At 44.9% G+C, this 16,229-nt stretch carries 12 protein-coding genes; 6 read left to right on the forward strand and 6 right to left on the reverse strand.

Translation table 11 applies throughout. The annotated features are described in order from the left end of the window. The first annotated feature begins 88 nt into the window (after positions 1–88). Positions 89–3,358 carry a S41 family peptidase gene (locus MN199_RS05765; protein ID WP_335738728.1) on the forward strand — a complete coding sequence of 1,090 codons (3,270 nt, stop codon included), beginning with the start codon at positions 89–91 and terminating at the stop codon, positions 3,356–3,358. A 116-nt stretch (positions 3,359–3,474) separates the two neighbouring features. After that, positions 3,475–3,726 (forward strand): TIGR02647 family protein, encoded by a 252-nt coding sequence (locus tag MN199_RS05770; protein WP_335738729.1) that lies wholly within the window; start codon positions 3,475–3,477, stop codon positions 3,724–3,726. Here the strand turns inward: MN199_RS05770 and MN199_RS05775 are convergent. From MN199_RS05775 to MN199_RS05790, 4 genes are read right to left on the reverse strand one after another with little or no spacing between them, the layout of a single operon-like run. Next, positions 3,688–5,637: a transglutaminaseTgpA domain-containing protein gene (locus MN199_RS05775; protein ID WP_335738730.1), complete on the reverse strand. Its 1,950-nt coding sequence runs from the start codon at positions 5,635–5,637 to the stop codon at positions 3,688–3,690. The two genes, MN199_RS05770 and MN199_RS05775, sit on opposite strands and share 39 nt — an antisense overlap. Beyond that, the gene (locus MN199_RS05780; protein WP_335738731.1) at positions 5,631–6,575 is read right to left on the reverse strand and encodes a DUF58 domain-containing protein; all 945 of its coding nucleotides are present in this window, start codon (positions 6,573–6,575) and stop codon (positions 5,631–5,633) included. The genes MN199_RS05775 and MN199_RS05780 overlap by 7 nt, the downstream gene beginning before the upstream one ends. Next, positions 6,563–7,471 (reverse strand): AAA family ATPase, encoded by a 909-nt coding sequence (locus MN199_RS05785; RefSeq protein WP_132583350.1) that lies wholly within the window; start codon positions 7,469–7,471, stop codon positions 6,563–6,565. Before MN199_RS05785 ends, MN199_RS05780 begins: the two co-directional genes overlap by 13 nt. Positions 7,472–7,502: 31 nt before the next feature. Further along, positions 7,503–8,147: a response regulator transcription factor gene (locus tag MN199_RS05790; protein WP_335738732.1), complete on the reverse strand. Its 645-nt coding sequence runs from the start codon at positions 8,145–8,147 to the stop codon at positions 7,503–7,505. A 128-nt stretch (positions 8,148–8,275) separates the two neighbouring features. Between MN199_RS05790 and MN199_RS05795 the strand changes: the two genes are divergently transcribed. The 3 genes from MN199_RS05795 (at position 8,276) to MN199_RS05805 (ending at position 11,332) form a co-directional block, all read left to right on the forward strand. Beyond that, complete coding sequence (locus tag MN199_RS05795; RefSeq protein ID WP_335738733.1) at positions 8,276–8,743, forward strand: low molecular weight protein-tyrosine-phosphatase; 468 nt, start codon at positions 8,276–8,278, stop codon at positions 8,741–8,743. Positions 8,744–8,892: 149 nt separating this feature from the next. Beyond that, positions 8,893–10,242, forward strand: coding sequence for a class II 3-deoxy-7-phosphoheptulonate synthase (locus tag MN199_RS05800; RefSeq protein ID WP_132583356.1), 1,350 nt, complete (start codon positions 8,893–8,895; stop codon positions 10,240–10,242). Positions 10,243–10,264: 22 nt separating this feature from the next. After that, a complete protein-coding gene (locus tag MN199_RS05805; protein ID WP_335738734.1) occupies positions 10,265–11,332 on the forward strand; it encodes a 2-dehydropantoate 2-reductase in 1,068 nt (355 codons plus the stop codon). 14 nt (positions 11,333–11,346) lie between these two features. On the opposite strand, the gene ppsR is transcribed toward MN199_RS05805, so the two are convergent. Further along, positions 11,347–12,156: a posphoenolpyruvate synthetase regulatory kinase/phosphorylase PpsR gene (gene ppsR, locus MN199_RS05810; RefSeq protein ID WP_335738735.1), complete on the reverse strand. Its 810-nt coding sequence runs from the start codon at positions 12,154–12,156 to the stop codon at positions 11,347–11,349. A gap of 136 nt (positions 12,157–12,292) precedes the next feature. On the opposite strand from ppsR, the gene ppsA reads away from it, so the two are divergent. Beyond that, entirely contained in the window at positions 12,293–14,668 is a 2,376-nt protein-coding gene (gene ppsA / locus MN199_RS05815; protein ID WP_335738736.1) for a phosphoenolpyruvate synthase, read from the forward strand. A 59-nt stretch (positions 14,669–14,727) separates the two neighbouring features. Here the strand turns inward: ppsA and MN199_RS05820 are convergent, their stop codons facing one another. Further along, complete coding sequence (locus MN199_RS05820; protein ID WP_335738737.1) at positions 14,728–16,197, reverse strand: protein adenylyltransferase SelO; 1,470 nt, start codon at positions 16,195–16,197, stop codon at positions 14,728–14,730. Positions 16,198–16,229 lie beyond the last annotated feature (32 nt).

Here is a 16,229-nt window from a genome sequence, read left to right on the forward strand (position 1 = left end):
AATATTGTTAATTGGCCGTTTTTGTTTGGCTGTGTTTGTTGCTTCTGGTAAGTTGGAAGCGAAAACAATAAACAATAATGAGGCCAAAATGAAATTGCGTTATTCAATGCTAAGCACAGCCTTGCTTAGCATTCTTGCGTTACCATTGCATGCTGTTCAGGGATACTACCGCTCACCAACTTTACAACAAGACAACGTGGTTTTTACTGCCGAAGGCGATCTCTGGCTTGCTAATGCGCAAGGCGAGCCGGCGCGCCGCCTTACCTCGCATTTAGCTGAAGAAACCCAGCCACTGTTATCCGCCGATGGTAAAACCCTTGCCTTTGTTGCTAACTACGACGGTAGTAGTGAAATTTATACCATGCCGATAAGTGGCGGCGTGGCCAAGCGTATTACCTTTGAAAATAGCCGAGTTAATATTCAGCAGTGGCTAGCAGATGGCCGTATTTTATATGCTACTGACAGCGCTGCCGGCCCTGCTAATTATTGGTTATTAAAGCTGGTTAACCCCAATAATATGCAAACCGAAACGATACCGCTGGCAGATGTGTCGGGTGGCAGCATTGATGAAAAAAATGGTGTGCTTTATTTTAGCCGTTTTGGCTTACAGCTTACCGGAGATAATGCCAAGGTTTACCGTGGCGGTGCTATGGGCGAGTTGTGGCGCTGGACATTAGGCAGTAAAGACGAAGCCACGCGGCTAAGCAAAGATCATCAAGGCAGCATTAGCCAGCCGGTGTATCAGCAAGGTCGGGTGTATTTTGTTAGTGATGCCAACGGCAATAGCAATATCTGGTCGGCGGCTACGGATGGCACTGATGTCAAAGTTCATAGCGCGCATACCGATTGGCGCATTGGCCGTTTAAGCGTATCTAGTGGTAAAGCGTTGTATCAGTTAGGTGCCGATTTACGCCTACTTGATTTAGCCAGCGGTAATGGCCAAACACTCGCACCAAACTTGTCGTCTGATTTAGTGCAGCAGCGCGAGCGGGCAATAGAAAACCCATTACAGTTTTTTAACTCGGCGTATTTTCAAGCTCAGCAAGCCGATAGCGACAAAGCGGTAATTACCGCACGTGGTCAAATTGCGGTTAGTAGCATTGGCCCGAAGCGTTTAGTACAGATTAGCACCCCAGAAAATAGTCGTTCTCGCGAAGCGGTGTTATCAAAAGATGGTAAATCGGTTTATGCCATTAATGATCAAAGCGGTGAGCAAGAAATTTGGCAATTTGCCGCGGATGGTTCAAGCGAGGCAAAGCAGTTAACGAAAGACGGTAAAACCTATCGCTGGCAACTGAATTTATCACCTGATGGTGAGTATTTAGCACATGATGATAAAAACGGTGATTTATGGTTGCTTGAACTTAAAACCGGCCGTAATAGTAAAATTTATTCTGGTGCGACTGGCTTATCTGAATACGAAGATATTACCTGGTCAGCTGATAGTAATTTACTCGCCTTTACGTTCAATGGCGCCAACAGCGAACGGCCACAAGTTGTGGTTTATAACCGTGTTGATCAACAAAGTGCGGTAGTGACGTCTGAAAAGTACCCATCTTACTCACCCGCATTTAGTCCTGATGGGCTTTGGTTATATTTCGCCTCCGATCGACATTACAACGCCACACCGGGTCATCCGTGGGGCGATCGCAATATGGGGGCACTATTTAACCAACGGACACAAATTTTTGCGGTGAGTTTAAAGCAGCAGGCCTGTTTTGCTTTTCGTCCACAGCAAGAGCTGGATAACTGTGACAATGACGCAGCCACCGCCAGCCGTAGTGCTAAAAAAGCCAGTTTAGTTGATTGGGATAGTTTATCTACCCGTTTATGGCAAGTTCCGGTTAATCCGGGTAACTACGGTAAATTAGCTGTAAATGATAAACGGCTGTATTTGTTAGAACGAAATAGTGGCAAGCCGGCGTTAAAACACATTGAGCTAACGCGCAGCGACGCTAAGGTAGAAACTGTTGCCAGCGATATTGCCGATTATCAATTGTCTGCTGATGGTAAAAAGCTATTTTTGCGCAAAACGGGGAATAATGCCGCCGGTGCAATGTTTATCATTGATGCCGCCGCGAAGACGCCAACAGAAATGGCTAAGTTCAAGCTTAATATCGACAGCTGGAAACTCAGTATTAACCCAAGTGCTGAATGGCAACAAATGTTTACTGATGCTTGGCGAATGCACCGCGACTTCTTGTTTGATAAAGGTATGCGCGGTTTAGATTGGGCGGCAACGAAACAAAAATACCAACCGTTATTAGCACGAGTAACCGATCGCTTTGAGCTAGATGATATTTTAGCGCAAATGATGGGTGAACTTAACGCGCTGCACTCTCAAGTGCGAGGCGGTGAATACCGTAATGACGCCCTAGCCAGCAATGGTAGTAGTTTAGGTGCCGAGTTTGATGTAACAAAAGCCGGTATTGTTATTCGGCATATTTATCGCACCGACGCTGAATTACCAGAGCAGGCCGCTCCACTGGCCAAGCCGGGGGTAAATGTTAAAGCGGGTGACACGCTAACGGCGGTAAATGGTCAGGCGGTAACTAACCTTGCTGAGTTAACTCAGGCATTAAATAACCAAGCCGGAAAACAAGTGTTGCTAAGCTTGCAACGCGGTAAGCAGCAAATTAAAACCGTAGTTACGCCGGTTAGTAATGGCAGAGATAGCACCTTACGTTACCAAGATTGGGTTACTGCCAATCAGCAAACGGTAGCTAAAGCCAGTGCGAACCAATTTGGTTATTTACATTTGTACGCTATGGGCGCTAATGATGTGGCCAGCTTTGCCCGTGAGTTTTACGCTCAGTATAACAAGCAAGGGCTGATTATTGACGTGCGCCGAAACCGTGGCGGTAACATTGATAGCTTGATTATTGAAAAACTGCTGCGTAGCACTTGGGCGTTTTGGCAACCAACCCAAGGTAATGCCTACGCTAATATGCAACAAACGTTTCGTGGTCAGTTAGTGGTACTGGCCGATCAGCTAACGTATTCTGATGGTGAAACCTTTTCTGCTGGTGTAAAAGCTTTAGGTTTAGGACCATTAATTGGTAAGCGCACAGCGGGCGCTGGCGTGTGGTTATCGGGCCGTAACCGGTTGGCTGATAATGGTATTGCCCGGGTTGCTGAAACAGCGCAGTTTGCCATGGATGGTCGTTGGATCATTGAAGGCTACGGTGTGGCGCCAGATCAAGAGGTAGATAACTTACCTTATGCCCAGTTTAACGGTCACGATGCGCAGCTAGAACAAGCGATAGCGTATTTACAAACAACGCTGCAGCAGCAACCCGTTGCGCCGTTAAAAGCGCAGCCATTAACTACGCCAATAGCGGCAGACGTTAAACCCTAATTAAGAGTCAGCGTAGAAGGAAGCCCAGTTAAATGCTGGGCTTTTGTTATTTGCTTGTTGGCTTTTATGCTAATGCCAGTTATGTTGAGTAAAACAACCAGAGTAGGAAGTGTTATATGCCAATACCTGAAATAATTAATGCAGAAATTCGTGTGCTAACCTTATTTAATCTTGATAGTGCAATGGAAGGAATTAAAGTTCACCAGTCAGCAGATGCGGACACGCTTGCTGCCATAAAACGGTTATACGATAAAGGTTTAGTTACTCAGGCTGATGGTGGTTACCTAACTGATTTAGGTATTCATTGCGCTGAACATTTACATACTGCTTTACGCATTCTTAATACGGCTGCGCCGCAAAGCGCGTAACTCTTTACTGTGGCGTTTAAGTAGTTGCTGCAACTGTTTAAGCGCCTCAACATCATCTTTAAATACTGCATGTTCGTACGTTTTAGCTAAAAACAACAGCCAATGTTGATGCACTGGCTGTTGTAAGGCTATGTGTTGTATAAACGCTGATAGTGATTGCTCGGGTGCTTTCGCCTGCAGCAATTTGCCAAGTTTATGCTGTACTAAAACGGTGGCCTCTGGCGCTAGGTTAGTAGGCCGGCGTTGCCAGAAAAATAAACCGAAAAGCAGCAGTGTTATGCCAACTAATACCGCAAGCACGCTTAAAATAGTCGTAAAATATTGGCGCAAATTACGCCATAATGTTTGCTGACTCGTATCGTTAAACCCTAGCACCCACACCGACCAGTAATAATCTAGATGCATCAGCTGCAAGCGTATGCTTTGCAGTAGCTCAAACTGCGCCCAACCAGAGAACAGTAATTGACGCTGCTCAGCGGTTAATGCCGACTCCAAGCTATTAAGAATGCGCTCTGGGGCAACGGCTGCGGTAGGGTCAAATAGCTGCCATTGTTCATTATCTAAGTACTCAACCCAAGCATGAGCTTCGCGCTGACGCACGGCTAAATAGCCTTGCTGTGGATGCCAGTCACCACCTTGATACCCACCAACTACACGCGCTGGTATACCTGCAGCGCGCAATATTAATGCGGCGGCTGAAGCATAGTGGCTACAAAACCCAGTGCGACTATCAAACATAAAGCTGTCAACGCTGTTATTGCCAAGTGGCGGTGGTGTTAAACTATAAAAATAGTGTTGCTGATTAAAGTGTGTGGCAATAGCTTGTACCAGTTGTGGTGCTGAAGGGTTTTGCTTTGCTAATTGTTTAGCAAATACCTGCGTTTTTGCATTGCCAACGCCTAGCTGTAAGTTAATGTCGGTTTCAGTATTACCCGACCACGTTACTGGAGCATTAATGCTAGTTACTTGGTAACTGGTACGCTGACTTACCGGTTTGTTACTTTTAATTAAGCCGGCAGACGCGATATAAACCTCATTGCTCACTGTTGTCGGCAGCATTAGCGCAAATAAGTTGTGCTGCTGGCTGGCTTCAGCAATAACGCGGTACTGTAAGCTTCTGCCGCGAGTATTTTGTGGCAACGCTTTATTAAGCTGGCTGCGATGTTGTCGTAGCGGGTTTACTTGCCAGCTGCGGCCATTAAAATCTTCGTATAAATAGGAACGCCAGTATAGCTGCGATCTTGCGGGTAATTCGCCGTTAAACTCAACCCGAAAGGCTAAACTGTCATCTTTTACTAGCTGCTCGATACTGCCAGGATCTAAGGTATCGCTTAACCCTGTGCTGGCCACTTTGGCATTAGGTATTTGCCAAAATGGCGGTAAGCGCGGAAACAAGGTAAACATTGCCAACCAAAGCGGTAACACAATTAATATGCTGCGGCTGGTTTGTCGCCAAGCAATAGACAAGCGGGGCGGCGCAAATAGGCGAAAGTGACTATAAAGATTTAGCGTAAATACCGTAAAGATCAGTAACGCAGTAAACATATCTTGATGAATAACAAAGCAGCTGGCAATCAGAAAATAATGTACCCAAACCAGCTGACGCGCATCTGCACTGTGTTTAAGCGCAAGTAGCCGACAAGAGGCTGCTAATAGCAAGATTTGCAGCATAAAATGCAGTACGCCGGCTTGGCGTATATTTAAGATTAAAGCCAGTGCGATAGCCGCTGCTAATAGGTTAACTAGCTTAAGGCTAAGTGTCGCTTTGCCTTGCCACGTCGCGGTTATTTTGTACAGCATTAATAAGATAAACAGCGCAGTGATCCATAGCGCAAACGCCTGTTGTAACAGCAAGACAATACTTAGCTGTATGCCAGCCCAGAGCATTAATAACCTTGGTGCGACTAACATAGTGCTAATGCCTGCAAACAACGTTGTAAATGCAGCGGGCCAACGGCTTGCGCCAAGGTTAAATTAGGCAACTTTAAACCGTAACGCGTACCGCTTTTCTCTAAAGCTAATAATTGCTGGCAGGCTTGACGCAACGCACGCTCTAACGCATCGCCAGTCAATTTTGGCACCACAACCCAGCTCGGTTCGGCTTTAGGCGCTATTAATTGCTGACGCACTACTGGGTTTGCCGGATCGCGCGCCAGGCGCTTCCACACAATATGACGAATGCTATCGCCAGCCTGATAAGCCGCTAAGCTATCTCCGCTGGGTTGCATAAATTGCGTGGCATCATTATCTGCAGCTGATGAGTTTGCCGCAACGTGATCTGCAGCTGCAGGGTATACCCAGTAAATTTGCTCAATAGCAATATAGCTCCACACACGCCATAAACCAAACGGATATTGACTGCTTATTTTTACTCGAGGTAGCTGATATTTTCCGCGTTGAGTTACGGCTAAATTAAAACTGATATTGTGCTTAAGCTCGGGTTGTTCAATTAATTCGTTATGTTGCACCAGATTAAACTGCAACATTTTAGGTTGTTTTTGCGACGATAAACTTAGCTGGGCGTTAACGTATTCGCCGGCAAAGCCCTCCGCCGATTTTTGTGCTTGTATGATTAGGCCACTTATATTTTGATAGCTCAGTGCAATGCTGAATAAAAACAGGCTAAGCAGTAAATAGCTTAATAACAAAATAAGGTTATTTTGATAGTTGGTGCCAAGTAAATACAACAGCATAATTAATAGCAAAAACCACCAACCATAGCGGGTGGGCAAAATAAATATTAACTTTTGCGTTAAGCGAACCTGGCTGGCAGCAGGTTGACGTTTATTTAAATACCGCGTCAGTAATCGCCAATACAGCGGATATAGCCGCTGTTTCAGATTAAACATGGCGTAGTGTGCAATAACATTTGGCTTAACTGGCTGTTTTGCGCTGATGAGGCCGGATCAAGCCTATGTTCCGCGACAAAAGGAAACACCTGTTTCACATCATCAGCGCTGACATAGTCACGGTTATCTATTAATGCAAATGCCTTGGCGGCACGCAGTAATGCTTTTGATGCCCGCGGTGAAAGTGGCAACATATCGTTGCGCTGGCGGCTGGCGTCTACCAGCGATAATAAATAATCGAGTAGGGCATCTGAAGCATGCACTTTAGGCACCTGTTGTTGAATAAGTTGCAGTTGGTCGAAACTAAGCTGCTCCGTTAATAGCTCTAAACGCGAATTGCTGGTGTCACGCTGCAACAGCTGACGTTCTGCTTGGCGATCTGGAAAACCTAAGGATAAACGAAACATAAAACGATCAAGCTGTGATTCCGGTAATGCGGAGGTGCCGGCATGAAAAATGGGGTTTTGCGTTGCTATAACAAAAAACGGTTTGGGCAGGGCTCGGGTTTCACCGTCAATAGACACCTGTTTTTCTTCCATCGCTTCAAGTAACGCACTTTGTGTTTTTGGGCTGGCGCGGTTTATTTCATCCGCTAATAGTACTTGGCTAAATACCGGACCTGCTTGAAAACGAAATTGTTGCGAGCGGCTATCATATATATTCATACCAACCAGATCGCCAGGCAGCAAGTCGTTGGTAAACTGCACCCGACGATAACTTAAACCTAAACTGTTAGCCAGAGCATGCGCCAACGTGGTTTTACCCATGCCGGGTAAGTCCTCAAGCAACAAATGGCCTTCTGCTAATAAGCAGCATAAGGCTAAGCGTATTTGGCTGGCTTTACCCAAAATAACATTATTCAGGCTGCGTTCTACATTTACTAACTGCGTTAACATCCTAACTCCTTACAGCAGACGAGCAACAGCGCTATTTAACTACATTACACCAACGTAATAGCTCTACTCGGTTTCGGGCCTGCGTTTTGCGAAATACCGAGGCAAGATGCGCTTTAACAGTGTGAGCGCTAATTTCCAAATTTTCAGCAATTTCTTTATTGCGCGCACCTTCTGCAACGAGTTGAATAATACGTTTTTCTTGCTTAGTTAGTAAGTTGTTATCTGGTAGGCAAAGCGGCGCCTTTTTTTCTAGCCGTTTTTGCTGCAATAATTCATCTAATAGCTCAGACATTACGGTACGGGCATAATAGAGTTCACCCTGCATCATGGTTTTTAATGCCGTTAATATTCGGTTCGGTTGCTCGTCGCGGTATATAATACCCCTAAGGCCGGCAAAAACGGCTTGTTGTGCGTTAACTAACAGTCGTTCAGTTTGAAATAAGCATACCGATGTTTTTTGCAATAAATACTCAAGCTCGGGCGACAAACCATGTTTATTCCAATCAATTGTAGAATACGGATAAGCCACTAAGGTGCGAGCTTTTATAGTGCCAGAATACAAGATATCTAGTTTGGTTTTTTGCTCTACATCAATGCCTGCCGACCTTGCTAAAAACGTAAGACTATGCTGCGCATCTTGCTCTGTAAGTACGATAAGTTTCATGAACTTATCCATCCATAATACTCCTGCCGACTAGCTATATCTTTGCTGCTTATACTGTACTGTGCTTTGTTTTAATGCAACCGTTTAACCTCTGCTTTAAAGCGTGCTAGCATTGCTCGCTGTATATAATTGGGGGGTTTATGATTAACAAGGTGTTGTTTGTTTGTTTAGGTAATATTTGTCGCTCACCGACAGCGCATGCTGTTATGCGACAAAAAGCGGCAACGCGGGCCAAGTTTCTTGAAATTGAATCTGCAGGTACTAGTGCATCGCATCGTGGAGCTAAGCCTGATCCGCGCAGTATTCGTGAAGCGGAGCAAGCTGGCTATCAGTTTGATGGCATTAGCTCAAGACCAGTTAAAGACACCGATTTTGCCTACTACGATTTAATTTTAGCCATGGACAATAGCAATCTGCGTGATTTAAAAGCACGTTGTCCTGCACAGCATCAGCATAAATTGCAATTATTTTTGCACTATCATCCGCAATTTCAAGACATTCAAGAAGTTCCCGATCCGTATTATGGCGGTAGTCGAGGCTTTGCCTTGGTACTCGAATTAATAGAGCAAGGCTGTGACGGTTTGTTAGAACATCTAAAACGGCCATAACCGCACCCTAAGCAAAGCTGATTGAGTGAAAAACAAACAGTTAACAAGGTGCCGCTAAAAATCTGCTTAGTTATACTAAATTCGTCATTGAATTCACGTCCAGAAGTCTATAACTTGCTGGGGAGTTAATTAACTATAGGACAACCATTGTGACCACCTGGACGCCTCAAAGCTGGCGCAGCTTTCCTATCCAGCAGCAACCAAGCTATCAGGATAAGGAATTGCTTCAACGTATTGAACAGCAACTGCATAAATATCCACCACTGGTTTTTGCGCAAGAAACACGAGCGCTGTTTAGCCAGCTCGGTCAGGTTGCTGAAGGTCAGGGCTTTTTACTGCAAGGTGGTGACTGTGCTGAAAGTTTTAATGACTTTAATGCACCAAAAATTCGCGATACCTTTAAAGTTCTACTGCAAATGGCAGTGGTGCTCACCTTTGCTGGCGGTTTGCCCGTGGTTAAACTGGCGCGTATGGCTGGGCAATACGCCAAGCCACGCTCAAGTGATCTTGAAGTCATTGATGGCGTGTCACTACCAAGTTATCGTGGTGACATCGTTAATAGTTTTGAATTTACTGACAGTGCACGTCAGCCTGATCCAAACCGTTTAACTACTGCTTATCATCACTCTGCGGCCACGCTTAACCTGTTAAGAGCCTTTGCTCAGGGTGGTTTAGCCGACTTACATCAGGTCAGTAAGTGGAATATGGGCTTTGTTGAGTCCAACCCATTAAAAGAACGTTATCAAGACGTTGCTCAGCGTATACAAGACGCACTACGTTTTATGGAAATTTGCGGTATTACTGGACAAAACTCGCCGTCTATTCGTGAAACGCAACTATTTACCTCGCACGAAGCATTGTTACTTAATTACGAAGAAGCGCTAACACGCTGTGATTCATTAACCGGCGATTGGTATGACTGTTCTGCACATATGGTGTGGATTGGTGAGCGTACTCGCCAGCTTGATCATGCACATATAGAATTTTTCCGTGGCATTCATAACCCCGTAGGCGTGAAAATTGGCCCAAGCATGCAGCCAGACGAGCTAATTCGTTTAATTGATGCCTTAAACCCGAACAACATCGCAGGGCGTTTAACCTTAATTACCCGTATGGGTGCAGACAAGCTAGCGGAAAAACTACCTGCGTTAGTACGAAAAGTACAACAAGAGGGCCGTAAAGTCGTCTGGAGCTCAGACCCTATGCATGGCAATACGGTTAAGGCCAGTAACGATTATAAAACCCGTGATTTTGAAGCCATATTGCGCGAAATACGTAACTTTTTTGCGGTGCATAAAGCGGAAGGTAGCCATGCAGGTGGAATTCACTTAGAAATGACGGGTGAAAATGTGACGGAATGTACTGGCGGCGCCTATGGTTTAAGTGAACATGATTTAGGCCAACGCTACTTTACGCAATGCGATCCGCGATTAAATGCCGATCAGGTACTGGAATTAGCTTTCTTAATTGCCGATACTTTACGCACAGCGCGCAAATAACTCTGCGCTCAAAGGAGCGTAAGTGCAAGTACAGCAACTAAACAAAGATAACGCAGGTCAACTCGGTATGGCTGGCCAGCGTTACTGCGTAGGTATTATTGGTGCCGGCAGTGTTGGTTGTTATTTAGGCGCATATCTTTGCCAAGACGTTGCACTTGATGTTAAGTTTTTTGGCCGAGAGACCACCGCGCTAGAGTTAGCGGCGTATGGATTAACGGCCAGTTCGTATAACGCACCCAGCCAATTTGCGCAGCCGGTAGCGTTTTATAGCTTACTTAATAGCTTAATTGAATGTGATGTCGTGCTATTAACCGTAAAAACCACGGCATTAATTCCGATGCTAGCAGAGTTAAAGCGTTTTTTACGTCCAGAAGTACCTATTGTTGCACTGCAAAATGGCATAGGTATTGGTGAAATGCTCAACCAAGACTTACCCAACCCAATACTAAGAGCCATCGTATCTTTTAATGTAGTGAAAAATGGGCGAGGTCGGTTTCATCGTGCTACATCAGGCAGTATCGTCTGGCAAAGTAATACGCATAACGTCGTTAATTACCTTATTAACGTATTTAATCGCTTAAATTTACCCGTAGAATCTTGTACTGATATTACAGCAGCTGAATACGGAAAATTATTACTTAATTTAAATAATGCCCTTAACGCTATTAGTGGTTTACCCCTAAAGCAGCAATTGCTTGATAAAAACTATCGCTTATTACTGTCGCGCGCCATGCAGGAATGGTTAGCAATCTGTGATAAAGCCCAAATTACGCCAATACCTTATACACGTTTAGCTAATAACTTGATACCTTGGTTATTACGCTTGCCAACGCCGCTGTTTCGTATTCTTGCTAAAAGTATGCTAACGCTAGATCCGCAAGCGCGCTCGTCAATGTGGGACGATTTACAGGCAAAAAAACGCACTGAAATTATGTTTTTAAACGGCTCGGTAGTTAGATTGGGCATTGACCATAAGCAAGCAACGCCAGTAAATTCACTACTGGTCGACTATATAAAACGCTTGGAAAGTGGCGAGCCACTGCAGCTGAACGCAATTGAGATATTACGCCAGCTACAGCAAAGTGAGTAACCTCTGTTAAATACCTAGTATTTACGCCGTTTTAAGCCGGTTTTCGCAATAATTTTTGCTGAAATTTCTTCAATAGATAAATGGGTTGAATTTAAAAATGGAATGTGTTCCTGCTGATATAAGCGCTCTACTTCGTTAAGTTCAAGTTGGCATTGTCGCAACGATGCGTAACGGCTATTTGCTCGGCGTTGTTCTCGAATATGGTGTAGTCGTTCTGGGGTAATGGTTAAACCAAATAACTTGTCTTGGTTACGTTTTAAAACTTCTGGCAGGCGCAGTTGCTCCATATCTTCTTCAACAAAGGGGTAATTCGCAGCTTTAATACCATATTGCAGTGCTAAATATAAACTGGTTGGTGTTTTACCAGAGCGACTTACGCCAATAAGAATAATATCAGCTTGATCATAGTCTTTTAAATTTGAGCCATCATCATTAGCTAGCGCGTAGTTTACGGCGTCAATGCGAAAGTCATAGGTTTGCTCATGAATACTATGCGTACGGTGAGTTTTAGGTACAGGGGCAACGCCTAATTCACGCTGCACGGGTTCAATAAAGCTATGCAGAAAGTCGTAACAAACACCATTACTGTGGTTAATTATTTGTCGTAAATTGTCGTCAACAAAGGTTTGGAAAATAAGCGGACGTTCTCCTGTAGTTTTATAACGATCGTTAATGCGTTGCTTTACTTGTTCTGCCATCTCTGCTGTTTCGACAAAAGGAATGGTTACATGCTCAAATTTAGTAGGAAAAAGAGTAAGTAAGGCTTGGCCAAATACTTCTGCGGTAATAGCCGTGCCATCTGAAATATAAAAGGCTGTGCGCACGAGTGCTCCGTTTTGTTGTTATTAAATTACATTGAAAATTAAGGTTTTAATTCTCATGAGTGCCAGTGTAAAATCGGTATTACTGTAGTGCTAACTGTAAGCTTACACGCCACACGACAAAAAATGGAGATTAACTGTGCAAGAATTTGTGATTTGGTATGAAAATCTTGGAATGCATGATGTAAACCGCGTGGGCGGAAAAAACGCATCTTTAGGCGAAATGATCAGTAACCTCGCTAATGCAGGAGTACAAGTACCGGGCGGCTTTGCTACTAGCGCTTATGCTTTCAACCAATTTCTTGAGCAAAGCGGCGTTAACGAACGCATTTATCAGCTGCTAGATGGCTTAGATGTTGACGATATTCCAGCACTAAGCAAAGCGGGCGCACAAATTCGGCAATGGGTTATTGATACTCCTTTTCAGCCAGAATTAGAGCAAGCTATTCGCGAAGCCTATCAGAAATTACACCCTGATGCGGCGCACGATGTGTCGTTTGCGGTACGCTCATCAGCAACTGCCGAAGATATGCCAGACGCTTCTTTTGCTGGCCAACAAGAAACTTTCTTAAACGTACGTGGTTATGATGCGGTTATTATCGCTATTAAACACGTATTTGCCTCATTGTTTAACGACCGCGCTATTTCTTATCGTGTACACCAAGGTTACGACCATCGCGGTGTTGCCTTATCTGCTGGCGTACAAAAAATGGTGCGCTCAGATTTATCCTCATCTGGCGTTATGTTTAGTATTGATACCGAATCAGGTTTTGAAGACGTAGTATTTATTACCTCATCGTATGGTTTAGGTGAAATGGTGGTGCAGGGCGCAGTTAACCCTGACGAATTTTATGTGCATAAACCAACCTTAGCGGCAGGCCGCCCAGCCATTGTGAAACGTAACCTTGGCAGCAAAAAAATAGAAATGATTTACTCTGGCGAACAAGGCCACGGTAAACAAGTGAAAATTGTTGATATTGAAGAGACCCGTAGCCGTCAGTTTTCGTTAACCGATGCTGAAGTGGAAGAGCTAGCCAAACAAGCGGTTACTATTGCCAAGCACTATGGCCGTGCCATGGACATTGAATGGGCAAAAGATGGTAACGACGGCAAGCTTTATATTGTACAAGCGCGGCCAGAAACAGTACGCAGCCGTGAAGACAGCAACACCATGGAGCGTTTTCAGCTAGAAGGCACAGCAGCAATTTTAGTTGAAGGCCGTGCTATTGGTCAGCGTATTGGTAGTGGTACCGCTAAAGTGCTAAAAGGCATTGAGCAAATGGACCAAATTCAACCGGGCGATGTGCTGGTTACCGATATGACCGATCCTGACTGGGAACCGATAATGAAGCGCGCGTCGGCCATTGTTACTAATCGTGGCGGCCGTACTTGTCATGCGGCAATTATTGCGCGTGAACTGGGTATTCCTGCGATTGTGGGTTGTGGTGATGCAACCAGTAAAATTAAAACTGGCCAGCAAATTACGGTGTCTTGTGCGGAAGGTGATACCGGTTTTGTTTACGATGCCAAACTAGATTATAAAATTGTTAGCAGCCGCATTGATCAAATGCCTAAGCTAGATTTAAAAATAATGATGAACGTGGGTAACCCAGAGCGGGCATTCTCGTTTGCTAAGTTGCCACATGCCGGTATAGGTTTAGCGCGTTTAGAATTTATTATTAACCGCATGATTGGCGTGCACCCTAAAGCGCTTTTAAACTTCGACGCGCAAACACCTGAGCTTAAGGCCACTATTAACGAGATGATAGCCGGCTACGCCAGCCCAGTAGAATTTTACATTGCTAAGCTAACGGAAGGCATTGCCACGCTGGCCTGTGCCTTTGCGCCAGAAAAAGTTATTGTGCGGATGTCAGATTTTAAATCGAACGAATACGCTAACTTAGTGGGCGGCCGTCAGTATGAGCCGCATGAAGAAAACCCAATGATTGGCTTTCGTGGTGCTGCACGGTATATTTCACAAGATTTCCGTGATTGTTTTGCACTTGAAGTTGAAGCGTTAAAACGGGTACGTAACGTTATGGGCTTTACCAACATTGAGGTGATGATCCCATTCGTGCGTACCTTAGAAGAGGCCAGCGCAGTAATTGATCTATTAGCTGAACATGGTTTAAAACGCGGCGATAACGGCCTGCGTGTGATTATGATGTGTGAATTACCGTCAAACGCGTTATTAGCCGAAGAGTTTTTAGAGTATTTCGATGGTTTCTCTATCGGCTCTAACGACTTAACTCAGCTAACACTGGGTTTAGACCGTGACAGCGGCCTAATTGCGCACTTGTTTGATGAACGTAATCCAGCCATTTATAAATTATTAGAAATGGCCATTAAAACCTGTAAAGCCAAAGGTAAATATATCGGTATTTGTGGCCAAGGCCCTTCAGATCACGAAGACTTTGCCGCCTGGTTAATGCAACAGGGCATAGATAGCGTATCGTTAAACCCCGATACCGTATTAGAAACTTGGCTGTATTTAGCAGAAAAATACGGTAAGTAATGAATATTACTCAGCGTTAAAAGAAAGCCAGAGCTAATGCTCTGGCTTTTTTGTTTGGGCTAAGTACCGCAAAAAGTATTAGCAATACATTGCTCGGCGTTGGGTGCTAAGCCTAAATCCGCATTGGCTTTAGCTAAAGTAAAAGGGGTAGCCAACGCCTTATGTAAGCGATTAAACAGCGTTAAATCGCCTTGTGCTGTTGCCTGCTCAATGGCGTTCGCAATTTGATGGTTACGGGCAATAACCGCTGGATTAGTGCTATCCATCTGCTGTTGCACCTCCGTAGCGTTTATTGCTTGTTCCGCCAGCCGCAGTTGCCAGCGCTCAGCCCAGCTTTGCCAAGCTTGTTTATCGCCAAATAGCTGCGCAGCGCCGGCATTTATGTCGTTAATCGATTGGCTTAATAACCGAAATGCCAAGGTAAAATCAGCTTTGTTTTCAGTCATTAAATGTAAATAATCGCGTATTAACACCTCATCCGCTGCAGTGGCCTGCTGTAACCCTATTTTAGCTGCCATTAACTGCAAAAATGCGGTTTCATTAAGCGTGCTAAATTTTTGTAATACCGCGGTTGCTTCGGCCACCGCCAGCTCTTGCTCTGGGTTTACCAGCGGCAATAAACACTCTGTCAAGCGCGCTAAATTCCAGCTGCCTATGCGCGGTTGGTTACCCCAAGCGTAACGGCCTTGTTTATCGATAAAACTAAACACTTGTGCTGGGTTAAAGCTATCCATAAAAGCACAGGGGCCATAATCAATGGTTTCGCCGGCAATGCTCATATTATCGGTATTCATTACGCCGTGAATAAACCCCAAACTCATCCATTTGGCAATTAGGTTGGCTTGTGCCTCTACCACGCTTTCTAATAATGCTAAGTAGGGCGTATTACTTGCCGCACAGTGTGGATAATGCCGGTTAATAACATAGTCGGCAAAGGTTTTTAATTGCTCAATATCGCCATGTTCAGCAATATATTGAAAACTACCAATACGAATATGGCTTTTAGCAACACGAGTAATAATAGCACCGGGCTCTGCCGTGTCACGTTGCAGCCAGTCACCGGTTAATACCGCAGCCAGCGCTCGGGTAGTGGGTACGCCTAACGCGTGCATCGCTTCGCTAACCAAATATTCGCGCAGCACTGGGCCTAATGGCGCTCGGCCATCGCCACGGCGCGAAAACGGTGTGCGGCCAGCGCCTTTTAGCTGGATATCAAAGCGCTGGCCGGTTTCATCTAATACTTCAGCCAATAGCAAGGCTCGGCCATCGCCTAATTGCGGTACAAAATGGCCAAATTGGTGGCCAGCATACGCATGCGCTGCCGACTGCACCCAATCAGGTAAGTTATTACCACTAAATAAAGCTAAGCCGGTATCGGTTTGCCAATAGTGTTTAGGTAAGGCTAATTGCGCAGCAAGTTCAGTATTAAAGGCAATCCACTGTGGTGCAGGCACACTAGTAGGTAAACAGGCTTGGCTATAAGGCGCGCCTAAACGTACCAAGCTATTATCAACCGTAAATTCACTCATCAAAAAAGCCTAGTTATAATGCAATGACCTAC

It is taken from the genome of Rheinheimera metallidurans, assembly GCF_036983985.1.
Classification (GTDB): Bacteria; Pseudomonadota; Gammaproteobacteria; order Enterobacterales; family Alteromonadaceae; genus Alishewanella; species Alishewanella metallidurans.

Coding starts and splice junctions, on each gene's coding strand:
- MN199_RS05765 (WP_335738728.1), top strand. CDS start 89: ATGAAATTGCGTTATTCAATGCTAAGCACAGCCTTGCTTAGCATTCTT.
- MN199_RS05790 (WP_335738732.1), bottom strand. CDS start 8,147: ATGGATAAGTTCATGAAACTTATCGTACTTACAGAGCAAGATGCGCAG.
- MN199_RS05795 (WP_335738733.1), top strand. CDS start 8,276: ATGATTAACAAGGTGTTGTTTGTTTGTTTAGGTAATATTTGTCGCTCA.
- MN199_RS05820 (WP_335738737.1), bottom strand. CDS start 16,197: ATGAGTGAATTTACGGTTGATAATAGCTTGGTACGTTTAGGCGCGCCT.
- MN199_RS05770 (WP_335738729.1), top strand. CDS start 3,475: ATGCCAATACCTGAAATAATTAATGCAGAAATTCGTGTGCTAACCTTA.
- MN199_RS05775 (WP_335738730.1), bottom strand. CDS start 5,637: ATGTTAGTCGCACCAAGGTTATTAATGCTCTGGGCTGGCATACAGCTA.
- MN199_RS05780 (WP_335738731.1), bottom strand. CDS start 6,575: ATGTTTAATCTGAAACAGCGGCTATATCCGCTGTATTGGCGATTACTG.
- MN199_RS05785 (WP_132583350.1), bottom strand. CDS start 7,471: ATGTTAACGCAGTTAGTAAATGTAGAACGCAGCCTGAATAATGTTATT.